The organism is Streptomyces sp. NPDC000941 (assembly GCF_053599555.1).
In genome coordinates, this window is record NZ_JBSFMM010000186.1 from 1 (window position 1) to 22,993 (window position 22,993).

General features: G+C 70.1%; 21 protein-coding genes. 14 read left to right on the plus strand and 7 right to left on the minus strand.

Features of this window, described 5'->3' with window-relative positions; genetic code table 11:
• Positions 1-335 precede the first annotated feature (335 nt).
• Entirely contained in the window at positions 336-1,061 is a 726-nt protein-coding gene (locus ACWDSL_RS40100; RefSeq protein WP_450492960.1) for an ArsR/SmtB family transcription factor, read from the plus strand.
• Between the two features lie 69 nt (positions 1,062-1,130).
• Positions 1,131-2,102 (plus strand): DMT family transporter, encoded by a 972-nt coding sequence (locus ACWDSL_RS40105; protein WP_450492928.1) that lies wholly within the window; start codon positions 1,131-1,133, stop codon positions 2,100-2,102.
• Positions 2,103-2,179: 77 nt separating this feature from the next.
• Here ACWDSL_RS40105 and ACWDSL_RS40110 read toward each other — a convergent pair whose 3' ends face one another.
• Positions 2,180-2,599, minus strand: coding sequence for an ATP-binding protein (locus ACWDSL_RS40110; protein ID WP_450492930.1), 420 nt, complete (start codon positions 2,597-2,599; stop codon positions 2,180-2,182).
• 172 nt (positions 2,600-2,771) lie between these two features.
• Here ACWDSL_RS40110 and ACWDSL_RS40115 point away from each other — a divergent pair, with 172 nt between their 5' ends.
• The 5 genes from ACWDSL_RS40115 to ACWDSL_RS40135 all read left to right on the plus strand — a co-directional run bounded on the left by ACWDSL_RS40115 (position 2,772) and on the right by ACWDSL_RS40135 (position 7,467).
• The gene (locus ACWDSL_RS40115) at positions 2,772-3,581 is read left to right on the plus strand and encodes a helix-turn-helix domain-containing protein (RefSeq protein WP_450492931.1); all 810 of its coding nucleotides are present in this window, start codon (positions 2,772-2,774) and stop codon (positions 3,579-3,581) included.
• Positions 3,578-3,769: a DUF397 domain-containing protein gene (locus tag ACWDSL_RS40120; protein ID WP_450492933.1), complete on the plus strand. Its 192-nt coding sequence runs from the start codon at positions 3,578-3,580 to the stop codon at positions 3,767-3,769. The genes ACWDSL_RS40115 and ACWDSL_RS40120 overlap by 4 nt, the downstream gene beginning before the upstream one ends.
• Before the next feature lie 101 nt (positions 3,770-3,870).
• On the plus strand, positions 3,871-4,596 hold the full coding sequence (locus ACWDSL_RS40125) for a GntR family transcriptional regulator (protein ID WP_450492935.1): 726 nt from the start codon (positions 3,871-3,873) through the stop codon (positions 4,594-4,596).
• A gap of 106 nt (positions 4,597-4,702) precedes the next feature.
• Positions 4,703-6,112: a cation:dicarboxylate symporter family transporter gene (locus ACWDSL_RS40130; protein ID WP_450492937.1), complete on the plus strand. Its 1,410-nt coding sequence runs from the start codon at positions 4,703-4,705 to the stop codon at positions 6,110-6,112.
• An 8-nt stretch (positions 6,113-6,120) separates the two neighbouring features.
• Entirely contained in the window at positions 6,121-7,467 is a 1,347-nt protein-coding gene (locus ACWDSL_RS40135; protein ID WP_450492939.1) for a class-II fumarase/aspartase family protein, read from the plus strand.
• Positions 7,468-7,539: 72 nt separating this feature from the next.
• Here ACWDSL_RS40135 and ACWDSL_RS40140 read toward each other — a convergent pair whose 3' ends face one another.
• Entirely contained in the window at positions 7,540-8,223 is a 684-nt protein-coding gene (locus ACWDSL_RS40140) for a maleylpyruvate isomerase family mycothiol-dependent enzyme (protein ID WP_450492940.1), read from the minus strand.
• A gap of 265 nt (positions 8,224-8,488) precedes the next feature.
• On the opposite strand from ACWDSL_RS40140, the gene rph reads away from it, so the two are divergent.
• The 6 genes from rph to ACWDSL_RS40170 all read left to right on the plus strand — a co-directional run bounded on the left by rph (position 8,489) and on the right by ACWDSL_RS40170 (position 18,346).
• Positions 8,489-11,128 (plus strand): rifamycin-inactivating phosphotransferase, encoded by a 2,640-nt coding sequence (gene rph, locus ACWDSL_RS40145; protein ID WP_450492942.1) that lies wholly within the window; start codon positions 8,489-8,491, stop codon positions 11,126-11,128.
• A 140-nt stretch (positions 11,129-11,268) separates the two neighbouring features.
• Complete coding sequence (locus ACWDSL_RS40150; protein WP_450492944.1) at positions 11,269-13,452, plus strand: protein kinase domain-containing protein; 2,184 nt, start codon at positions 11,269-11,271, stop codon at positions 13,450-13,452.
• Between the two features lie 13 nt (positions 13,453-13,465).
• The gene (locus ACWDSL_RS40155; RefSeq protein ID WP_450492945.1) at positions 13,466-15,691 is read left to right on the plus strand and encodes an outer membrane protein assembly factor BamB family protein; all 2,226 of its coding nucleotides are present in this window, start codon (positions 13,466-13,468) and stop codon (positions 15,689-15,691) included.
• A gap of 131 nt (positions 15,692-15,822) precedes the next feature.
• Positions 15,823-16,251, plus strand: coding sequence for a MarR family winged helix-turn-helix transcriptional regulator (locus tag ACWDSL_RS40160; RefSeq protein ID WP_450492962.1), 429 nt, complete (start codon positions 15,823-15,825; stop codon positions 16,249-16,251).
• Positions 16,252-16,385: 134 nt separating this feature from the next.
• Positions 16,386-17,741 (plus strand): MFS transporter, encoded by a 1,356-nt coding sequence (locus ACWDSL_RS40165; protein ID WP_450492947.1) that lies wholly within the window; start codon positions 16,386-16,388, stop codon positions 17,739-17,741.
• 8 nt (positions 17,742-17,749) lie between these two features.
• Positions 17,750-18,346 (plus strand): cysteine hydrolase family protein, encoded by a 597-nt coding sequence (locus ACWDSL_RS40170; protein ID WP_450492948.1) that lies wholly within the window; start codon positions 17,750-17,752, stop codon positions 18,344-18,346.
• Positions 18,347-18,362: 16 nt separating this feature from the next.
• On the opposite strand, the gene ACWDSL_RS40175 is transcribed toward ACWDSL_RS40170, so the two are convergent.
• Both ACWDSL_RS40175 and ACWDSL_RS40180 read right to left on the minus strand, forming a co-directional pair.
• Complete coding sequence (locus ACWDSL_RS40175) at positions 18,363-19,394, minus strand: alpha/beta hydrolase family protein (protein WP_450492949.1); 1,032 nt, start codon at positions 19,392-19,394, stop codon at positions 18,363-18,365.
• Positions 19,391-20,326 carry a zinc-binding dehydrogenase gene (locus ACWDSL_RS40180; protein ID WP_450492951.1) on the minus strand — a complete coding sequence of 312 codons (936 nt, stop codon included), beginning with the start codon at positions 20,324-20,326 and terminating at the stop codon, positions 19,391-19,393. The genes ACWDSL_RS40175 and ACWDSL_RS40180 overlap by 4 nt, the downstream gene beginning before the upstream one ends.
• 138 nt (positions 20,327-20,464) lie before the next feature.
• Between ACWDSL_RS40180 and ACWDSL_RS40185 the strand changes: the two genes are divergently transcribed.
• Positions 20,465-21,406 (plus strand): LysR family transcriptional regulator, encoded by a 942-nt coding sequence (locus ACWDSL_RS40185; RefSeq protein WP_450492953.1) that lies wholly within the window; start codon positions 20,465-20,467, stop codon positions 21,404-21,406.
• Between the two features lie 39 nt (positions 21,407-21,445).
• On the opposite strand, the gene ACWDSL_RS40190 is transcribed toward ACWDSL_RS40185, so the two are convergent.
• The 3 genes from ACWDSL_RS40190 to ACWDSL_RS40200 all read right to left on the minus strand — a co-directional run bounded on the left by ACWDSL_RS40190 (position 21,446) and on the right by ACWDSL_RS40200 (position 22,666).
• Positions 21,446-21,670, minus strand: a complete 225-nt coding sequence (locus ACWDSL_RS40190; RefSeq protein WP_450492955.1) for a hypothetical protein — start codon at positions 21,668-21,670, stop codon at positions 21,446-21,448.
• A gap of 86 nt (positions 21,671-21,756) precedes the next feature.
• The gene (locus ACWDSL_RS40195; RefSeq protein WP_450492956.1) at positions 21,757-21,942 is read right to left on the minus strand and encodes a hypothetical protein; all 186 of its coding nucleotides are present in this window, start codon (positions 21,940-21,942) and stop codon (positions 21,757-21,759) included.
• A gap of 112 nt (positions 21,943-22,054) precedes the next feature.
• Positions 22,055-22,666: a DUF6924 domain-containing protein gene (locus ACWDSL_RS40200; protein WP_450492958.1), complete on the minus strand. Its 612-nt coding sequence runs from the start codon at positions 22,664-22,666 to the stop codon at positions 22,055-22,057.
• Positions 22,667-22,993: the final 327 nt, after the last annotated feature.

The following is a 22,993-nucleotide window of genomic DNA, read 5'->3' on the forward strand; positions in this document are numbered from 1 at the left end:
GGCCGGGCGCACCGCTGGACTGACCGCCCGGCCACCGCGCGGCAGCAGCTGCGGCGGAGCGCAGCGGAGCCTGTCGTAAGCTCAGCCGCCCGCCGGGCCGAGGACCGGGACGCCGCGTCGGCCGCCCCCTTCCCTCCCGCTGCTGCAGCTTTGGACCCGGAGGGTCCGAGACGAAACCCGCACCCGTCCGAGCCGAATGCCGCGAGACGGCGCAAAGGCGCAGCCGAAGCGACAGCGAAGCCCACCCGCAGCACAGCGCAGCGCGGCGTCGGCGGCGCCAAGCGGCACCTGACTGCGAGGCAAAGGTTCGGCACACGCCGAAATGTTGGGGCATGATGAGGGACGTGACCGATTCCTCTCCGCCCGCCGCACGCCTCGCCGCCCTCGCCGGCGCCATGGCCGACGAGACCCGGGCCGCGATCTGCATGGCGCTACTCGAAGGACGCACGTGGAGCGCGGGTGAACTGGCCCGGATCGCCGGGGTCACGCCCTCCACCGCGAGCGGCCATCTGACCCGCCTGCTGGACGCCGGGATCTGTGCGACCGAACGGCAGGGCCGCCACACGTACGTACGGATCGCTGACGCGGAAACCGCGCGCCTCGTCGACTCCCTCGCCTCACACGCCATCCCCGGCCGCGACGCGCCGTACACGGTGCCGGTCGTCGCCGCATCCGACCCGCTGGCCCACGCGCGGACCTGCTACGACCACCTCGCGGGGCGGCTCGGCATGGCGGTCACCGACGCCATGGCCGAGCGCGGACTGCTGCTCACGGAGTGGGTGTTCGAGCTGACCGACGAGGGGCGGGAGTGGTGCGCCCGCGCGGGCGTCGACCTGGAGTCGGAGTACCGGGGCCGCCGGCCCATCACGAGTTCCTGCCTGGACTGGACCGAGCGCCGCCGCCATCTGGGCGGGGTGGCCGGTGCGCGGCTGTGCGCCCTGGCGCTGCGCGTGGAGTGGGTGGCGCGGATGGGCGAGGGCGGGCGGGCGCTTCGGGTGACCGACGCGGGGGAGCAGGCCTTCGGTGAACTCCTGGGGCTCACGCCTGACGCCTGGCAGTGATCTCGGCGCAACTTTTCGCAGTCGAATATTTCGGTGGACACCAAAATGTTGAGACCCTAGGCTGCGCGCATGAGTTCCCGCCTCGCCTCGCCCGGTGCCCTCACGGCCGGCGCCGCCACCTTCTCCGTACTCGCCTGGGCATCCGCCTTCGTCTCCATCCGCAGCGCGGGGGCCGCCTACTCCCCGGGCGCGCTCGCACTCGGCCGACTACTGGCTGCCTCGCTGGTGCTGTTCGCCCTGGTGGCGATACGGCGGGAAGGGCTGCCACCCCGGGGCGCCTGGCGCGGCATCCTCGTGTCGGGGGTGGTGTGGTTCGGCGGCTACATGGTCGCGTTGAACTGGGGCGAGCGCCTGGTCGACGCCGGTACGGCGGCGCTCCTCGTCAACGTCGGGCCGATCCTGATGGCCCTCCTCGCGGCGCGGCTGCTCGGCGAGGCGCTGCCGCCACGGCTGCTCGCCGGAATGGCGGTGTCCTTCGGCGGGGCGGTGGTGGTCGGCCTGTCGACCTCGTCCGGCCACGAGGGCGGCACCTCGGTGCTCGGCGTGGTGCTGTGCCTCCTCGCGGCCATGGCGTACGCGACCGGCGTGGTCGCCCAGAAGCCCGCGCTGGGGTACGGGACTCCGGTCCAGATCACGGCGTACGGCTGCCTGGTCGGCACGGCGGCCTGCCTCCCTTTCGCCGGTCAACTGGCCACTGAGCTGCCGGATGCCCCGACCTCCGCGACGCTCAACATGCTCTACCTCGGCGTGGTGCCCACCGCCCTCGCCTTCACCACCTGGACCTACGCCCTCGCCCGCATGCCCGCCAGCCGCCTGGGCGCCACGACGTACGCCGTCCCGGCCATCGTGGTCCTGCTGAGCTGGGCGTTCCTCGACGAGGTCCCCGCCTGGCTGACCCTCCTCGGCGGCGCGCTGTGCCTGACCGGCGTGGCCGTCTCCCGCTCCCGCCCCCGCGCACCCCGCGCGTCTGCTCCTGCCTCTGCCCCCGCCGCGCGGGCCGCCGAGTCCGGGCCCGAGCCTGCTCCGGCCGACGCGCAGTGACCTTTGCGGTGGGTATGCGCTGGCGACACGCCATGGCGTCGGCCTGTCGTCGGCTCATATCCACCGCAAACCAGGCGTCAGCAGGAGTCCGAGGGTTTGGCGCCGGTCGAGATTTCCGCCCAGACCGTTTTCCCGGGCGCGCCGCCCCGGCGCGGCCCGACGGCCCAGCGCTCCGCCAGTTGCGAGACGAGGTAGAGGCCCCGGCCCGTTTCCGCGTCCGGTGCCGCCGTGGCGAGTGTGGGGCGCTTCTCGGCGCGAGTGTCGGATACCTCGATGCGGATCACGGCGTCGGGGCTGGCGGGCGGTGCGGTCAGGCGCACGTGGAAGTCGCGCCCGGGGACACGGCCGTGGCGCACGGCGTTGGTGGCCAGCTCGCTCGCGATGAGCGTGACGGTCTCGTTGGGGCCGGAATCGTACGGGTAGCCCCACGCGGCGAGCCGATGCGATACGAGCCGCCGAGCGAGGCGCGCGCCGCGCGGAGTTGAGGTGAAGCGCATGGCGAACTCGCCTGGTGCTGGAGGGAACTGTTCCGGGCTCGTACCCCGTGAGGGGGCATTTTCGGTCGTCATGGGGGTGAGCTTTGCGGGGGTGTGCCTAGCCTTGCCAGGAAGCGCGCGTGTACGGACGGTGCCTGTACGAACACGCGAAGTGTGCCGGGAGGGGTGCGACATGGCAGGTACAGAGCGGTCAGCGTTCCTGAGGGGCTTCGGCAAGCAGCTGAAGCTGTTCCGGGAACGGGCCGGGCTCACCAGAGCGGAATTGGGCTCGCTTATCGGGTACAGCGTGGACCAAGTGGCGTCGGTCGAGTGCGGGCGGCGCATCCCCAAGCCGGAGCTGGTCGACAAGGCCGACGAGGTGCTGGACGCGGGTGGCGTGCTGGCGGCGATGAAGGAGGAGCTTGCGCAGGCGCGGTATCCGGCGTTCTTCCGCGATGCGGCGCGGTTGGAGGCGGTGGCGGCTGAGGTGCAGATTTACGCACATCTGGCCGTGCCTGGGCTGTTGCAGACGGAGGACTACGCGCGAGCCGTACTCGGGATGCGGCGTCCACTGCTGGATGAAGAGATCGTCGAACAGCGGGTAGCTGCGAGGATGGAGCGTCAGGCGATTTTCGGCGCGCGACCCGCGCCCCTCCTGGGCTTCGTCATCGAGGAGTCCGTGCTGCGGAAGCCGATTGGCGGGGTGCAGGTATTGCGTGGGCAGTTGGAGCACCTGCTCCTGGTTGGAGAGAAGCGCAATGTGGAGATCCAGGTGATGCCTATGGGGCGGGAGGACAGCGCTGGCCTGGACGGGCCGTTCACCCTGATGACTCCCAAGGGGGGCGAACAACTCGCGTATCTCGAAGGTCAGGGGCGCAGCGCTCTGCTCACTGACCGGGAAGAAGTCCACATCATCGCCGCCCGATATGGGATCATCCGGGCCCAGGCTCTCAACCCACGAGAGTCGTCCATCTTCATCGAGAAGTTGCTGGGGGAGCTATGAGCGGAGACATACGCGAGTTGGTCTGGTTCAAGAGCAGCTACAGCGGCAGTGAAGGCGGCGAGTGCGTAGAGGTCGCCACCCGCCCCGACACCGTGCACGTCCGGGACAGCAAGAACACCACAGGCCCGATCCTCACCGTCACACCCGACGCGTGGACCCATTTCGTAGGGTTCGCCGCACACCGCTGACACCCCGTACGCCGCGGGCCCCGCACCCGCGGGGCCCGACGCCGTACCGGCGGTGTTCTAGGATTTCCGTGGTCGGGTCCTGAGCAGGCAAGGAGTTCTTCGTGGGTGAGCCGCGATACGTGGTGATCGCCGGTGACCTCATGAAGAAGATCGCCGCCGGAAAGTGGCCCGTGGGGGAGTTGCTGCCGACCGAGCCCGAGTTGGCGGTCGAGTACGGCGTCTCGCGGGAGACGTTGCGGCGGGCGTTGAAGCGGCTGGAGCTGGATGGGCTGATTTCGCGGCACCCGGGGACGGGTACGCGTGTGGAGCGTGCGGCGCCGGTGGCCGCGTTCACCGCGCAGTTGGGGAGTGTCGAGGAGCTGACCCAGTACGGCGAGGCCGCCGTGCGGAGTGTTCTGTCGGTCGAACCCGTGACGGTGGACGCGGCGCTCGCCGAGGTCACGGGCCTGGCCGAGGGGGCCAGGCAGGTGTGTGTGACCTCGGTCCGGCGGGACCCTGACCACGCTGACGAGGTTGTTTCCTGGGCGCGGGTGTATCTGGGCCCGGAGGACGCCAAGGCGGTCGCCGGGGATCTGGAGGAGGGCCGCCAGCTGATCGCCGATCTGATCGAGGCCCGGACGGGGCGCGCGGTGGAGCGGGTGGTGCAGCAGGTGCGGGCGGTGAACGTGTCGGCGGAGGCGGCGGCGCATCTCGCGCTGGAGCCGGGGAGCCCGGGGCTGGAGTTCGTACGCCGCTACTACGACGCTTCCGGCGTCCTGTTCGAGGTCACCGTGAGCACGCATGCCGGTGATCGTTTCGTCTACGAGACGGTTCTGCAGCGGAGGTAGTGGCCGCCAGCGGCCGCCGCTCAATTTGTGAACAGCTCTTGACACAGATATTTCCCTGAGCATCCTTGTCTAGACACAGCTCATGTCTAGACAAGGATGTGCCCGCATGAGATCTCAGGAGCAGCTGCTGGACGCCGCCTCGCCACCCCCTGCGCTCCGCAAGCGCTGGTACCGGGGGCTCGGGGCGCAGGTCGTCATCGCGATGGCTCTGGGCGTCGCGGTCGGCTTCGCCTTCCCGGGCTTCGCGGTGGACTTGAAGATCATGGGGGATCTGTTCCTGGCGCTTATCAAGGCGGGCGTCGCCCCGTTGGTGTTCTTCACCGTCGTCATGGGCATCGCGTCCGCCGGCGATCTGAAGAAGGCCAGTCGTCTCGGCTTCCTCGCGCTGATCTACTTCGAGGTCGTCTCCACGATCGCCCTGCTCCTCGGTCTCCTGGCGGCGAACCTGTTCGGGGTGGGCAAGGACGCGGGGGGCCTCACCTCGGGCGGCGGCACCGCCCCGACACCCTCGGCCGGGGAGGGCGAACACGGGGTCCTCGCCTTCATCCGGGACATCGTCCCCGACAACTTCGTCGGAGCCTTCTCCTCCGGTCAGCTGCTGCAGGTCGTGCTCGTGGCTGTTCTGTTCGGCATTGGTCTGCTGGCCCTCAAGCCGCATATGCAGGAGAAGATCAACTCCGGCCTCGAGGTCGTCTCGGAGGCGTTCTTCGCCTTCGTCAACGTCGTCATGAAGCTCGCCCCGATCGGGGCCTTCGGCGCCATCGCCTACTCGGTGGGCACCAGCGGCAGCAAGATGCTCCTGGCCCTGACCGAACTCGTCCTCCAGTACTGGCTGGTCGTCGCCGTCTTCGTGTTCGGCATCCTGGGGCTGGTCTGCCTGATCGCCGGATTCAACATCTGGCGCATCCTGCGCTACGTACGCGTCGAGATGACGCTCGTCCTGGGCACGGCCTCATCCGAGGCGGCCCTGCCGGGGCTGCTGAAGAAGCTGACCAGGATCGGATGTTCGAAGCAGAGCGTCGGCCTGGTGGTACCTACCGGCTACGCCTTCAACCTCGACGGCACATCGCTGTACATGTCCATCTGCACCCTGTTCGTCGCCAACGCGTACGGGATCCCCATGGGCATCCCCGAACAGCTCGGCCTGCTCCTGATCATGCTGCTGACGTCCAAGGGCGCGGCCACCGTGTCCGGCGGGACGTTCGTCGTCTTCACCTCCACGGTCGCGGCGACCGGGACCCTCCCCGTCGAGGGCACGGCCGTCCTCTTCGGTGTGTACCGCTTCATGTCCATGGCCACGGCGTTCTGCAACACCTTCGGCAATGTGGTCGCCACCTTCGTCCTGGCCAAGTGGTGCAAGGAAATGGACGTCGACAAGGTCCAGCGCGCCCTGGCCGACCCCGCCGCGTTCCTCGCGCAGTCCGAGGCCGAGGCCGAATCCGACGGCGTTTCGGCCGCGTCCGAGGTGCCCGCCCTGTCCGAACCCGCCCACGCCACCCCCTCCATCACAAAGTGAGACACCACATGAGCAGTACCGTCTACGACTCCTTCCTCTTCCGCGACATGTTCGGCACCCCCGCCATGCGCGAGATCTTCAGCGACACCGCCTACGTTCAGCGCATCATCGACACCGAAACCGCCCTCGCCCGCGCCCAGGCCAAAGTCGGCATCATCCCCGCCGAGGCCGCTGACGACATCACCGCCAAGGCCGGTCTCGACGGCCTCGACCTGGAGCGGCTGCGCACCGAGACGGAGGTCGTCGGCTACCCGGTGCTGCCCATCGTCAAGCAGGTGGCCGAGCAGTGCGGCGACGCGGGCCGCTACCTCCACTGGGGCGCCACCACCCAGGACATCATGGACACCGCGGTGATGCTCCAGTGCAAACAAGGCGTCGCCCTGCTCCAGGACCAGCTCGACCGGGTACGCCACGCCCTCCGGCAGCTCGCGGACGAGCACGCCGCCACCGTCACCGCCGGGCGCACCCACCTTCAGCACGCCCTCCCCGTCACCTTCGGCTACCGCTGCGCCGTGTGGCTCTCCGCCCTTGACCGCCACGCCGAGCGGCTGGAACAGGCCCGCCGACGTGCCCTGATGGTGCAGTTCGGGGGCGCCGCGGGGACTCTGGCCTCGCTCGGCCCGGGCCCGGAGGGCCTGGAGACGCGTGCCGTTCTGGCGGCCGAACTGGGGCTTCGCGATCCCGAGATCACCTGGCATGTCGCCCGTGACGGGCTCGCGGAGCTGGTCATGCTCTTCGCGGCGGTCGGCGGCTCGCTGGGCAAGATCGCCTGGGACGTGATGATGATGTGCTCCTCCGAGTTCGGCGAGCTCGCGGAGCCCTTTGTTCCCGGGCGCGGGGCCAGTTCGACCATGCCGCAGAAGCGCAATCCCATCTCCAGCGAGCTGATGTTCGCCGCCGCCAAACTGCTCCGCGACAAGTCCTCGACCGTACTCGACGCGATGATGCAGGACTTCGAGCGCGCCACCGGCCCCTGGCACCTGGAGTGGGCCGCCGTGCCCGAAGCCTTCCTGCTCCTGTCCAGCTCCCTCCATCAGGCCGAGTTCATGCTCTCCGGGCTGGAGGTGAACGTGGACCGGATGCGCCGGAACACCCACATCACCGGAGGGCTCATCGTCGCCGAAGCGGTCATGATGGACCTGGCGCCCGTTCTGGGTCGCCAACGGGCCCACGATGTCGTCTACGAAGCCTGTCGCACCGCCATCGAAACCGGCACCACGCTCGAGGCCGAACTCCATACGCACGCCGAGCTGGAGGACCAGCTTGGCGCCGAGCGCATCAGCGACCTGTGCGACCCCGCCCGCTATCTGGGCAGCGCGGTCGCGATGACCCGCAGCGTCGTCGGCACGATATGAACCGACCCGACGGAGACGGCGCGGGCCACCGCTGACGCGGGCCCGCGCCGGGCCGGGGGGCTTAACCCGGCGTCAGCCGAGCGTGAGCCACTGGATGCCGAGCCGTTCGACCTGCGCAGTCTCCAACGCATCGAGCGCCGCGCGGCCGGTGGCCTTGCGCAGGAAGGTCGGCTCGTCCCAGCCCAGCTTGCGTACGGTGTCCAACTGCCCGGGTCCGAGCAGAAGTTGCCGCACAGCCGTCCCGGCCTCAGCCGTCAGCCACGGTTCACATCCCAGCGCCTCCGCCATGTCCAGGCCGTGAACCGCGACCTCCACCACCCGGGTGATCAGGAACTCCGAGAGCAGCATCGCGTCGCCGTGACGCGTCCTTACAACAAGGTTTTCCGGTTGGTCACGGCACAACCGGTCCACCTGCCGCCACGTTGCGGCGAAGTCGTCGGCGAGAGCGGCGCCGTTGGCGCACTGTGCCGCGTGGTTGCGGGCCAGCTCGATGCGGACGGTGTTCGTCTGCGGGCTGAACCGATCGTCCGGCCGGTAGTACCCCACCGCAGTGACCTCGGCGCATTCCGGAGCCGGGCAGCCCAGCATCAGCGGCAGCCAGGCGATCACTACCCGGACATGCCCCAGCAACTCGCGAACGGACCACGGCTCACACCGCGTTGGACGATCCCATTCGGCCTCCGGCAGCCCGGCAACCGCCTTGGTGAGCTCCCCCGCTTCGAGGCGGAACGCCTCCAACACCCGGTCCTGATCCATGCCGATCAAGCTATCAGCGGCCTCCGCGCCACCCCGGAGCGCGGACAGCGAAAGGCGAGGAGAACACTCTCCCCGCCACTCTCAACCTATAGCGCACCGGGGGGCTTGCGGCAAGACCCGGGTCGCGGCGCAGAATCGTCGGCCGAGGCCACAACCTGCGGAAATGAGGGCACGACGTGCGTGTGTTGTTGTCGGCGTACGGGGGACGCGGTCACGCCGAACCGGTGGCAGTGCAAGGGAGCACGGCTGCCTCGGAGGTATCGCGATGATCGAGCAGTACGTATTGGATCTTCAAGAGGCTGACGAGACGCAGGTCGCGGTCGTCGGCGGCAAGGGCGCGCACCTGGGCGGGCTGTCGCGGATCGAAGGCATCCGCGTGCCGGGTGGCTTTTGCGTGACGACGGACGCCTTCCGGCGGATCATGGCGGAGGCGCCGTCGATCGACGATCGGCTCGATCAGCTGTCGCGCTTGAACCCGGAGGACCGGGAGGCGATCGGCACGCTCAGCGCGCAGATTCGCGAGACCATCGAAGGGACTGCCATCCCGGGCGATCTCGCGGCGGCGATCACCCGCGCGCTCGCCCGGCTCGGCGAGCAAGCCGCCTACGCCGTCCGATCCAGCGCGACGGCAGAGGACCTGCCGACGGCCTCCTTCGCCGGCCAGCAGGACACGTATCTGAACGTCGTGGGGCCGACGGCGATCCTCCAGCACGTCAGCCGGTGCTGGGCCTCGCTGTTCACCGAGCGGGCCGTGACCTACCGCCAGCGGAACGGCATCGACCACCGTACGGTCCACATGGCCGTGGTCGTACAGCAGATGGTCTTCCCGGATGCGGCCGGCATCCTGTTCACGGCCGACCCCGTCACGGGCAACCGGAAGGTCGCCACCGTGGACGCCGGCTTCGGCCTCGGCGAGGCCCTGGTCTCCGGCCTGGTGAACCCCGACGTCTTCAAGGTGCGAGACGGCGAAGTCGTCGCCAAGGCGATCGCCGCCAAACAGCGTGCCGTACACGCCCTGCCGGCCGGCGGTACGCGGGAAGTGGCGATCGACGCACAGCGGCAGGAGCAGCCGGCGCTGACGGATGCGCAGGTCGTGCGGCTCGTGCAGCTCGGGCGGCGGATCGAAGCGCACTTCGGCCGCCCGCAGGACATCGAATGGTGCCTGGTCGATGACGGCTTCCGGATCGTTCAGAGCCGGCCGATCACGACGCTGTTCCCCATCCCCGAGACCGGCGACCAGGAGAATCACGTCTACGTCTCCGTCGGTCACCAGCAGATGATGACCGACCCCATGAAGCCCCTGGGGCTCTCCGTATGGCAGCTGACGGCCATGGCGCCGATGCATGTGGCAGGCGGGAGGCTGTTCGTCGACGCCACCCGGCGCCTGGCCTCGCCCGCGAGCCGGGCCGCCCTCCTGGACGTCATGGGGAGAGGCGATCCGCTGGTCAGGGACGCTCTGGAGACCGTCCTCGACCGCGACGATTTCGTTCCGTCGCTCCCGGACGCTGGTCCCGGCGGGTCGTCCCCGCCGTTCCGCAGTGCGTCCGACCCGATCGAGACCGATCCGGGCATCGTCATCGAGCTGATCGAGCGCAGCCAGGCGTCCATCGCCGCCCTGGAGCGCGACATCCGGACGAAGACCGGACCGGCGCTGTTCGACTTCCTGCTGGAGGCCTTCGAGGAGCACAAACGAGTCCTCGGTGATCCGCTGAACATGCAGGCGATCATGGCGGGGATGGAGGCCACCTGGTGGCTCAACGACAAGCTGCAGGAGTGGCTGGGCGAGAAGAACGCCGCTGACACGCTCACGCTGTCCGCCCCCGACAACATCACCTCGGAGATGGGACTGGCGCTGCTCGACGTCGCGGACGTGATCCGCCCGCATCCGGAGGTGGTGGCGTTCCTGGAGGGAGTCGAGGACGAGGGCTTCCTGGACGAGCTGGGGAAGCTCGCGGGCGGGACCGAAGCGCACGACGCTATAGAGGGCTACCTCGACCGGTACGGCATGCGCTGCGTCGGTGAGATCGACATCACGAGGCCGCGTTGGCGCGAACGCCCCACCACGCTCGTGCCCGTCATCCTCGACAACGTCAGGAACTTCGGGCCGGGTGCCGCCGCGCGGCGCTTCGAGCAAGGCCGGCAGAAGGCACAGAAGAAGGAACAGGACCTGCTGACGCGCTTGCGGGCCCTGCCGGACGGGGACCGGAAGGCCGACGAGGCCAAGCGGATGATCGACCGGGTCCGAACCTTCATCGGGTACCGGGAGTACCCGAAGTACGGCATCGTCAGCCGCTACTTCGTCTACAAGCAGGCCCTGCTGGAGGAGGCCGAGCGCCTCGTACAGGCCAATGTGCTTCCTGAGAAGGAGGACATCTTCTACCTCACGTTCCAGGAACTCCACGACGTCGTGCGCTCGAACCAGGTGGATGACCAGCTCGTCCAGCAGCGCAAGGACGCCTTCCGGTCGTACCACGCGCTCACACCGCCCCGGGTCCTCACCTCGGACGGCGAGGCCGTCACCGGGGCGTACCGGCGCGACGACGTGCCGGCCGGCGCCCTGATCGGCCTACCGGTTTCCGCCGGGACCATCGAAGGAAGGGCCCGCGTCATCCTTGACCTGGCGGAGGCCGAGCTCGAAGCGGGCGACATCCTGGTCACGACCTTCACGGATCCGAGCTGGTCGCCGCTGTTCGTCGGAATCGCGGGCCTGGTGACGGAGGTGGGCGGCCTGATGACCCATGGCGCGGTGATCGCCCGGGAGTACGGCCTGCCGGCCGTCGTGGGCGTGGAGCAGGCCACCCGGCTGATCCGGGACGGGCAGCGGATCCGCGTGCACGGAACCGACGGGTGGGTCGAGATCCTGCATCCTGTCTTGACCGACCACATCGAGAAGCCCCATCCGTAGCTTCCGACCAGAAGAACGCCAAGCAGTTGACGATCATTTTGAGGGGCCGTCAACTTGCTGTTATGCCTCCTCCTTGGACCCGAACGCGCACGTAGTACCCGTTACGCTTCTTCACCTCAGCAGGAACGGGGAGGGGCGGGATGGCGGCGTTCGCACCGTTGCAGACGGGGGATCCCGAGCGGGTCGGGCGGTACCGGATCGTCGGGCGACTGGGCCGCGGCGGGATGGGCCAGGTGTATCTGGGGCTGTCGCCGAGTGGCCGCGCGGTCGCCGTGAAGGTCGTGCGGGCGGCGCTGGCGGACGACCCGGGGTTTCGGCGCCGGTTCGCCCGGGAGGGGGAGGCCGCCCGCGGGGTGACCGGCCTCTTCACCGCCGCGGTGGTGGACGCGGATCCGGAAGGTACACCGGCGTGGCTGGCCACCAGTTACATACCCGGGATGTCCCTGGAGGCGGCGGTGGCCGCGCACGGTGCCTGGCCGGAGAGGTCGGTGCTGGCGCTGGGGGCCGCGCTGGCCGAGGCGCTGGAGGCCGTACACGGTGCCGATGTGGTGCACCGCGATCTCAAGCCCTCGAACGTCCTGTTGGCCGCGGACGGCCCGCGAGTGATCGACTTCGGTATCTCGCTGGCGGCCGAGGCCACCAAGCTCACCGAGACCGGCGTGGTGATCGGCACACCCGGCTTCATCTCGCCCGAGCAACTGGTGCACGACAAGGTCTCGGCTGCCAGCGACGTCTTCGCGCTCGGCGCCGTCCTGGCCTACGCGGCGACCGGATCCGGCCCGTTCGGAACCGGCCCCGCCCAAGCCCTGAACTACCGGGTGGCCCATGAGGAACCGGACCTGACCGGCCTGCCGCCCGAACTGGCCGACGTCGTAGCCCGGTGCCTGGCCAAGGACCCGGACCAACGACCCACCGTGCCGCACCTGGTGGCAGAACTGGGCCGGGCGTCGCGGACCGGACGGGCCGACGGCTTCTTCACCGACGCCGACTGGCTGCCGGAGCCGGTGGCCGCGGAGATCGCCCGCGTGCAGGCCACCCCCCTCCCCAGGCCCGTCGAACAGCCCACGACCGAGCCCGCTCCCACCACCGTTGCCACGGCACCGCTCCCCGCCTCCTCGGCAGCGCAACCCCCACCGTCCGACTCCACCCCCGGCGGCGGAAAGCGCAGACTCACTCGACGCCGCGTCCTGACGGGGCTCGTCGTCGCGGCGGTCCTCTCCCTTGTCTACACGACGGCGCTGCTCTCCGGTCTTCTGCCCGGCGACGGCCAGGGCGATGATTCCAGCGGCGCACCGGCGCGGAAGGAAGCAGCGGGGAAAGAAACAGCGCGGAAGGAAACAGCGCGGAAGGAACTGTGGTCCCACGCCTTGGGTGACCGTATGGAACTGTCGACGGTGACGGATGGCACGGTCTACCTCGACAACGGCAAAGACAGCCTGGATGCCCTTGCCGCCGACAGCGGTGACGAGTTGTGGCATCAGCGCGGCACGGGGGACTCGATCAGTCTGTTGGGGGCCTCCGACGGGATGGCCTACTACGGCGACGACAACTACATGTACGCCCTGGACGCCGACAGCGGCGACGAACTCTGGAAGATCAAGGACGGCGGAGTTCATGCGACAGCCGTAGCAGCCGGCGAAACCACCTATGTGACCTACTCCGCCTTCCTGGCCGCGGTGAAATCCGATACGGGCGAACTGATCTGGAAGAAGAAGTACGACGGCGCATTGCAGGAAGGGGTGACCATCGCCGACGGGATCCTCTATCCCGTCTCGGCTGCCGGAGGCGACACTCTGTACGCCGTGGACGCGGAGAGCGGCGACAACCTGTGGAAGTTCAAGGCTGGCAACGAGATTGTGTCGTCATCCGTCGACGCGGACGGAACCGTCTACTTCGGCAGCAAGGACGGCACTTTGTACGCGGTCGACGCCAAATCCGGCCGGGAGGTCTGGAGGCGTGGTTTCGAGGGGAAACTGTGGGACCCGGCCATGGCCAACGGGGCGGGTGCCCCGATAGTCGCCGACGGCGTGGTCTATTTCGAGAACGATGGCTACGTGTGCGCTTTCACCGCCGACAACGGAAAACCGCTGTGGCGGCACAAGCCGGACCTGGAGGACGTGGATCTGCTGTCCGTCGTCGGCGGCACCGTCCTGTTCAGCGACGGTGGTGATGGCGGCCGCACCCTGTACTCCCTGGACGCTGATAGCGGCGACCGCGTGCGGGAAGAGGACTTGGGCGAGAACCTGACCGTCGTCGGCGGCACGCTCTACTACGAGAAAGCCGGGCGTCTGCACGCGGTCTCGGCCACGGCCACTGATGAGTGAGAGGGGGAGCGGGGTGGGGGCGATTGCGCCGCTGGAGGCTGGGGATCCCGAGCAGGTCGGGCGGTACCGGATTGTCGGGCGGCTGGGCCGTGGCGGGATGGGCCAGGTGTATCTGGGCCGGTCACTGGGTGGCCGCGCGGTCGCGGTGAAAGTGGTACGGGCCGAGCTTGCGGACGATCCCGATTTCCGGCGTCGGTTCGTCCGGGAGGTGGAGGCGGCCCGCCGGGTGACGGGGTTCTTCACCGCCGCGGTGGTGGATGCCGACCCGAAGGGCATGCCGCCATGGCTGGCCACCGAATACGTGCCGGGGATGTCCTTGGATGCTGCGGTGGCCGCGCACGGTGCCTGGCCGGAGACCTCGGTGCTGGCGCTGGGGGCCGCGCTGGCCGAGGCGCTGGAGGCCGTACACGGTGCCGATGTGGTGCACCGCGATCTCAAGCCGTCGAACGTCCTGTTGGCCGCGGACGGCCCGCGGTTGATCGACTTCGGTATCTCCCTGGCGTCCGAGGCCACAAAGCTCACGCTGACCGGGGCGATGGTCGGGACGCCCGGTTTCATGTCCCCCGAACAGCTGGTGGGCGACACGGTGGGAGCGGCGAGCGACGTATTCGCCCTTGGCGCTGTCCTGGCCTACGTGGCGACCGGATCCGGCCCGTTCGGCGGCGGCTCCGCCCAGGGCCTGAACTACCGGGTGGTCCATGAGGAACCGGACCTGACCGGCCTGCCGCCCGAACTGGCCGACGTCGTGGCCCGGTGCCTGGCCAAGGACCCGGACCAACGACCCACCGTGCCGGACCTGGTGACAGAGCTGGGCCGGGCTTCGCAGGCCGGACAGGCCGACGGATTGTCCGCGGAAGCCGACTGGCTGCCTGAGCCGGTGACGGCCGAGATCACCCGCAAGCGGAACGAGCCGCTGTCCGCGCTACTGTCCGCGCCTACCGGGCAGACCACTGCCGAAGTCGTTCCCCCCACCATCCGCGCGACGGTATCCGTCCCGGGCCCACCGACAGCGGAACCCTCACAACCGGAATCCACCCCCGGCGGCAAGAGGCGCGTGTTCACGCGGGGCCGAGTCGTGGTGGGCCTCGCGGTCGCCGCCGTCCTCGCTGTCATCGTCACCGTAACGCTCCTCCCCGGCGGTAATTCCGGCGACAAGCAGACCGGAAAGCAGACCGGAAAGCAGACCGAGAAGCCCCACGCACCGGTGCTGAGGCAGCTGTGGTCCTCGGGACAAGGTACGGACTTGTCACCGGTGGTCAAGGACGGGACGGTCTACGCCGGCGACAGAGACCGCGGCATGTACGCCCTCGACGCCGACACCGGCGACCAACTGTGGGAAAACGACCAGACGACGGACATCCTGAGCTCCGCGACTGTCACCGAAGGAGTGGTCTCCTTCAGCAGTGGAGGATTTCCCAACGCCGACACCAGCCGCGTGTACGCCCTGGACGCCGACACCGGCCGCCGCCTGTGGAAGTTCAAACCCGACGACCTCGTATCCTCCGCCCCCGTCATGGCCGGCGGAACCGCCTTCTTTTACAGCAACTCGCTCGCCACACGAAGCAGCACCGTGTACGCGTTGGATGCCGAGACCGGTGAAAAGAGGTGGAGTCGGGTACTCAGCCTCGGGACCGCGCTGGCCTTTGACGACGGGGTCCTCTACTACGGCGCCCATACCGTACGCGGTTCCTACCTCCATGCCCTGGATGCCGACACGGGCAAGCAGTTGTGGAAGGTGCACATCAGCGCTGACATCCTCCCTGATCCGCTGACGTCACTTACCGTCGCTCACGGGGTCATCCACGTCGTCGGCGAAGACGGCATTCTGTCCGCCCGTGACGCCGACAACGGCGACCTGCTGTGGAAATACCGGACCGGTCTCTCCGACTTCTCGGATTCAAAGCCCCCAGTGGTAGCTGACGGGGTCGTCTACATCAGCGGAAACAGCGACGAAACCGACTCGGGGTACGGCCAGGTATTCGCAGTGAATGCGAAGGACGGCAAAATGCTGTGGAAGTATCAGATGCCACAGGTGAGTTCGCCGCCCACGGTCACGGCTGGAACGGTCTACGTCAGTACGGAAGCCGGTGCTCTGTACCTCCTGGACGCCGACAGCGGCGACTCCTTGGGGCAGGCCCGGCTGGCGAATGACCATGAGCCGAAGGTGACTGTCGCCGACGGGGTGGCCTACTTCGACGGTGGTGACGGGCGCCTGCGCGCGGCCAGGATCACCCGCTGATCCCGCCGTCCCGGCCGGCTCCGGTCAGCGCCGGTCGCGCGGTAATTTCTTCAGTCCAGCCTGTGCAGCCAAAACTGGACAGGCTGGACTGAAGAAATTACGGTGGAGGCATGACAGAGACCCCAGACGGCATGCCCGCATCCGCCGTGCGCGCCGCGCATGAGATCCGGGTCGTGGTCGGGCGGCTGCGGCGGCGGTTCAAGGAGACGTACGACAACGAGGAGCTCACCCCCACGCAGACGGCCGTGCTCAGCAGGCTCAGCAAGGACGGCCCGGCCTCGACCAGTGCTCTGGCGGCGGCGGAGCGTGTTCGGCCGCAGTCGATGGCGGCCACGCTCGGGGTGCTCGACGAGCGTGGGCTGATCCGGCGGCGGCCCGATCCTGACGACGGGCGGCGGCAGCTGATCTCGCTGAGCGAGAGCGGTACAGCGTATGTGGACGACGCGCGGCGGGCGGGGGAGGAATGGCTCGCCCGGTCGCTCGAATCCGGCTATACGGAGGAGGAGCGGCAGACCATCATCGAGGCGCTGGTCCTGCTGGACCGGCTCAGCGGCGCATGATCGCGCGGCTCAGGTCGCTCGTTTCGCTCGCTTCACTCGGGCCGCTTGCTTCACTCGGGCCGTTCGGGTTGCTCGCGCGGCGGAGGGCCGGGAAAGGGACGCGGGACGCCTTCGACCGGAGGCTGCTCGCGCCGATGATCCTGGGTTCGGTGCTGAACCCGATCAACTCCACCATCGTCGCCGTGGCACTGGTGCCGATCGGCATCGCGCTGGGCGCGCCGCCCTCGCAGACGGCGTGGCTGGTCTCCGCGCTCTATCTGGCCACCTCGATAGGCCAGCCCGTGATGGGGCGGCTGATCGACATCTACGGGCCGCGCCGGCTCTTCCTCGCCGGGATGTCGCTGGGCGGGATCGCGGGGCTGATGGGGGTGCTGGCCCCGAATCTGGGCGTGCTGATCGCCGCGCGGGTGGTGCTGGGGTTCGGTACGTGCGCGGGCTATCCGGCGGCGATGTATCTGATCCGGGGCGAGGCCCGGCGGACGGGGCGGGAGAGCCCCGCCGGGGTGCTGACCGCGCTCGCGGTCGCCAACCAGACCGTCGCCGTCATCGGGCCGTCCCTGGGCGGGCTGCTGATCGGCCTGGGCGGCTGGCGCACCACGTTCGCCGTCAACATCCCGCTGGCCGTGGCCGGTCTGATCCTCGGCGCCCGGCGGCTGCCCAAGGCGCCCCCGCCGGACCCGTCGGAGCGCGGCGGCGAGCGGATCAGGCTGGACCTGGCCGGGATGGCGCTGTTCGCCGCGACGCTCGTCGCGCTGCTGCTCTTCCTGATGCAGCCGCGGGCCGACCGCTGGTATCTGCCGGTGCTCGTGGCGGTGGCGGCGACCGGGTTCACGGTGCGTGAGCTGCGGGCGGCGGAGCCGTTCATCGATCTGCGGGTGCTCGGCGGCAATCGGCCGCTGGTCCTCACGTACGGGCGTACCGTCCTCGCCGCCGTCGTGTCGTACGTCTTTCTGTACGGCTACCCCCAGTGGCTGGAGGAGGGGCGGGGGCTGAGCGCATCGCAGGCGGGGCTTGCGCAGCTGCCGGTGTTCCTGGTCGGGATCGCCGTGTCCGCCGCCACCGGCCGCCGCCCCGAGGTGCGCGGCAAGCTCCTTGTCGGCGCCCTGGGGCAGATCGCCGCATGCGCCACGATGCTGCTGTTGCGGCCGGACAGCCCGGTGTGGCTGCTGATCGCCGTCGCGCTGCTCTTCGGCGTACCGCAGGGGCTGAACAACCTGGCGCTGCAGAACGCGGTGTACCACCAGGCCGACCCGGAGCGGATCGGGTCCTCGGCGGGGCTGATGCGTACCTTCTTCTACCTCGGCGCGATCGTCGCCTCCAGCGCGTACGGCGCCTTCTACGGCGCCCGCGCCGACACCGGCGGCCTGCACGGTCTGACCTGGCTCATGCTCGCCGTCGCCGCCGTGTTCCTGGTGGTCACGGCCGTTGACCGCTCGCTGGGCCGGATCGGGGCCGACGACCGGTCTCCTTCTGCCCAGCGCTTTCCCTGATCACAGTGATGACAGCACTGAAAGGTTCAGTGAACGTGAACGCGAACGTGCCCGACAACACCGCCCTGCTCGTGATGGACATCCAGGAGGGCATCGTGGCCCGCGTCCACGACGACCCCGACTACCTGCCCCGTCTGAGCCGTGCGATCGATGCCGCCCGCCGCGCCGACATCCCGGTCGTGTACGTGGTCATCGGCTTCCGGTCCGGCCACCCCGAAGTGTCCGACCGCAACGCGACGTTCAGCGCCCTGCCGCCGGGCGCCTTCGCCGAGGGCGACCCCCATGCGGCCATCCACCCCGACGTCGCGCCGCGGCCCGAGGAGGTCGTGGTCACCAAGAAGCGGGTCAGCGCCTTCACCGGCAGCGATCTGGAGCTGGTCCTGCGATCCGCCGGCATCACCCGTCTCGTCCTGACCGGCCTCGCGACCAGCGGCGTCGTCCTGTCCACGCTGCGCCAGGCCGCCGACCTCGACTACCGGCTCACCGTGCTGGCCGACGGCTGCGCCGACCGCGACCCGGAGGTCCACCGGCTGCTGACCGAGAAGGTGTTCCCGGGGCAGGCCGAGGTCAGCACCGTCGACAAGTGGGTTGCGGCGGTGGGGTGAGTACGCTCGGCGGGCGCTATGTCTCCGACGGGCCGTCCGGCGTCGGCGTCCCGGGCGTTCCGAGCGCCTCGGACATCCAGTCGGCGACCCTGGGCAGCCAGTCCGCGTGGGCGTTGCCCAGCAGATGGTCGCCGTACGGGACGAGCAGGTACTCACCGCGCGGCGCCAGGCGGGCCAGCGGCTCCCCGCAGGTCACTCCTGAGATGTCGTCCTGGCCGCCGTCGACCACCAGGAGCGGGCAGGCGATACGGGGCGCCAGTGCGGACAGGTTGATCCGGTCGGCGAATTCGCGGGCCGCCCGGGTTCCTCCGGCGCGCCGGGTGAGGATGTTCCGGAGCGGAGGCGGCAGGGCCGGCCAGTCGAGGCGGAAGGGACCGCTCACGGTGGTGGCGGCGGCCACGCGAGGCTCGTGGGCGGCGCCCTCCGCGACGTAGTAACCGCCCAGGCTGAGGCCGACGAGCCCGATCCGGTCGACGCCGAGCGCGTCCACGACCTGGCCGATCACCTGGTGGTAGTCGGGCCGGACCGTGGTGGTGGCCGCGAGTGTGCCCTGCCCGGGGCCGTCCATCGTGAACACGGCCAGGCCCCTGCGCAGCAGCGCCGAGGTGACCGCGTGGAACTCCTCCTTGCCGGAGTCCAGGCCGGGCACGACGACCACGGTGGCGGGCGCGTCGGCGGGGCCGCGGAGCCAGCCGGCGAAGGCGGGCCCGTCGACTCGGCGGGCGCCGGGTTCCAGAAGCTCCAGCGCACGGCGCATCGCGGCGTCGGCCTCGGCGGCAGCCTGGGTCTCGGCCGGAGCCCGGTCCGTGTACGGGCCCAGGGTGGCGAAGTGGAACCAGCGCGCGGCCACTTGGTAGTGCTCGCCGGCCGATATGGCGGAAGCGGCCTGTTCCGCTCGTACGAGGTGGCGCCGAGCGGCCCTCGTAAACGCCTGTCCCCAGCCGTCGACCGAGGTCAATTCGGCGGTGACGCGGTGGTATTCGTGCGGGTCGAGACCCGCGGCGGTGGCGCGCGTCAGATTCTCCGCGGCGAGGGCGGCGACGTTCACGACACCACGCCCGTGGTGAGGACCGCTTTGCCGCGGATCCGGCGCTCCCGCAGGTCGACCAGGGTGTCGGCGGTCTTCGCCCAGTCCGCGGTGCGGTCGATCTCCGGGTGCAGCCGCCCGTCGCGCACCAGGCGCACCAGGGTGGCCAGGTCGTGGCCGTAGGGCGGGCCCGCGTTGGGTCCCGCGTAGTGGAAGTGGCGGATGACGGCGCCTTCCGGGCCGCTGAGGAGGTCGAAGAAGTCCAGCGTCGCCGGGGTGCGGCTGGCCTGGCCGAACCAGATCAGTGTGCCGCCCGGGGCCAGTTCGGACAGCGCGACCGGCAGCTCGGCGCCGCCGGTGGACTCCAGCACCACGTCGAACGGCCCCCGCGCCTCGGCCACCGCGTGTACGGCCGCCGCGGCGCCCAGCGCGCGCAGCCGCTCGGCGCGCGACGGGGTGGAGGTCACCACGGTGACCTCCGCGCCCGCGGCGGCGGCCAGCTCGGTGACGTAGTGGCCGACACCGCCCGAGGCGCCGGTCACCAGCAGCCGCCTGCCCGTCACGCTGCCGGCGGTGCGCAGCAGCCGCAGGGCGGTGATGCCGGCCAGCGGCAGGGCCGCGGCGTCGACGGCGCTGAGGGAGTCGGGCAGTTCGGCGAGCGAGTGGGTGGGTACGGCCGCGTACTCGGCCCACCCGCCCCGGGGCGGGTGGCCCACCACACGGGTGCCGACCCGCGGGCCGGATCCGTCGGCGGCTGCCTGCACCACCAGGCCGGCGACGTCCTTGCCGGGCATCAGGCCGGGCTCCGGCCGTTCCAGGAGGAATGTCTCGCCTCGGTTCGGGGCGAACGCCTCGACACGGATCAACGCCTCGTCCGGGGCCGGGACGGGCTGGGCGTCCTCGGCGAACTCCACCGGGCGCGCCGGATCTCCCGTGGGGATCAGTCTCTGCATGCGGATCATGTAATCGGCGGTGACACCGGACGGGCCAACAACCCGCTGGGCGGGCCGACAACCTATGGTTGTCACCCATGGTTGTCGCCCATGGAGAGAGGCGCGTACCTCTCTGGATGGGCCTCTAGGGTGAGAGCCATGGACCTCGATCTGGCGCAGGTGCACGCCTTCGTTCTCGCCGCCGAGGAGGCGCACTTCGGACGGGCGGCCGAGGCGCTGTCGATCTCACAACAGGCGCTCTCCAAGCGGATCGCGCGCCTGGAGTCCGTGCTGGGCACCTCGCTGTTCCTGCGCACCGGCCAAGGGGTGGAGCTGACCCGCGCCGGCCACCGCTTCCTGGAACCGGCCCGGCAGACGCTGGCCGCCGCGGACCGGGCCGTGGCCGCGGCCCTGGACGAACACCGGCCGCTGCGGGTCGATGTATGGGGCCACCTCTACGCACCGATGCGCACGCTTGCACAGGTGGCGGCGGGAATCGACGCACCACCACCGCTGGAACTCGGACACGGCCGTGACCTGCCGTCGGTGGCGGCGGCGCTGCTGCGTGGCGACATCGACGCCGCGTTCGGCCGTGTCCATCCACCGCTGCCCGCGGGGCTGACACACCGTCTGGTACGGCTGGAGCCGGTGGACGCCGTCCTGAGTGTGGACCATCCACTGGCGGACGAGCCCGCCCTGCGGCCCGAGCAGCTGCGGAACAGCCTGCTATGGGCCCCCACGACGCTGGACCGGCTCGACTTCCTGCACCGTTTCGCCGAGCGGTTCGGCATCCGCGACCGTGCCGAAGGCACCAACCTGGGGCTGGACGGCTTCCTCGCCGACCTGGCCACGGACCCGCGCCGCTTCTCGCTGATACCCGCCGACGTGCCGCTTCCGCACATTCCGGGGATCCGGTCCCTTCCACTGGTCGACCCGACGCCGCTGTACGCCTGGTCGCTGCTGTGGTGCGGCAGCGGACCCCCTCACCTGACCGCCCTGCTGAGCGCCCTCGCGGCGGAGGCGGGGCGTAGCCGGTGGCTGGAGTACGACCCGGCGCAGGACTGGCTGCCCGAACCTCAGGCCGGGGAGGGGTGGGACTGAGCGGCCTGAGGGGTGCCGAGCAACGCTGATGATCGTCGTTCAGCGCCGGTTTCGCGGGTGGTCGCGGGCGGTGCGCTCGTTGCCCCTGCGGTAGTTGCCGGTCCAGCGCGCCATCACCTCTTGCGGATCGCCCGCCTCGGCCTCGGCGATGAACTGCGCCGCCCGGGAGCCGCGCAGGGTGGTCGCCGCACGGCCGTTGTGGGTGACGACCACGCTGCCGTCGCCGCGCTGTCGGTAGGCGAAGCCGGACGGGGGTGCGGGCATCGGGCGCGCTCCTTTCGGCCGCCGCCGGAGAGGCATCGACCGTACCGTCCGGGAGTCGGCGGGCGCGCGTGGATTTCCGCGCTGTGTCAGGCTTCGGGAACCGCTCGGCGGCCGCGTACGGCGAATCCGTCCGGATCACGTACGGGACTGGGCCGGCTGGTCACCCCGCCCGTGGCGGGGGTGATCCGCGTCAGGAACGTGCCGCCGCGGCTGGTGCCGGAGTACCAGACCGGCCGCCGCCGACTCCCGATGTCCTCCGTAGATCCCTTCATCGCCGTAGGCCGTCCAGATCAACCCACCGTGGCAGAGCAAGGTCTCCTGCCAGGCCAACGGTCCACGTCAGAGGCCGTCGCCCTGGGACCTCGGGCCCTGTGCCGAGTCCGGTCAGTCGGTCGTGGGAGGAAACAAGGGCCGTGCCGGTACGGACGGCGCTGTTGGGGAGGCTTGAGGAGCGGGCCTGCCGGGGACCGCCGCGGCCGGGGGCGGGCCGGGGATCTGCGGGCGCTGGGCTGCCTGCGATGTGCCCAGATGGGCGGCAGCGGCTCCGCGCAGCTCTGCCAGGGCGGCAAGCCTCCGCTCCAGGCCGTGAAGGCCGCCGACGCCACGGAACAGGCCGTCCGGGCCGACGTCATCCAGGAATTCCGCGAGCCCCATGCCCCGGACACCCGTATCGGTGAGTAGGGCCCACAGCGCCTCGGGTACGCAGCGCAGTTCGGCCCCGTCCCTCAGGGCAATGACGAGCAGCGGCATTTCGGCTTCGGCCATGGTCCGCCGGTCCGCGACGACCACGACGGCGTACGGGGCGTCCTGGCCGACCGACGCCACGATCTGCTCGCTCGTGAGCCACGCGAGCCGCCGGTCCTCCACGGCTTCCGTATCGGCCCGCACCAGACCGCCACCCACCGGGGCGGCCACGGCCGCGCGGACGGCCTGCCAGGCTTCGTCGTCGCCGAAGTCCGTACGGAGCAGGGGAGTTAAGTCGGTTTCAATCAGCACGGCTCCATGATGCTGGGAGCATCGCCTCGTCGCATTGTCGTTCGGCGATCTGGGCGGGGTCGTCGTCGGCGGTGGCGGCGGTTGTCCAGGGCTGCGCTTCGGCTGCGCCTTTGCGCCGTCTCGCGGTATTCGGTTCGGGCGGGTGCGGGTTTCGTCTCGGACCCTCCGGGTCCAAAGCGGCGGCAGCGGGAGGGAAGGGGGCGGCCGACGCGGCGTCACGGTCCTCGGCCCGGCGGGCGGCTGGGCTCAAAGCAGGCTCCGCTGCGCTCCGCCGCAGCTGCTGCCGCGCGGTGGCCAAGCCGGTCAGTCCAGCGGTGTGCCCGGCCG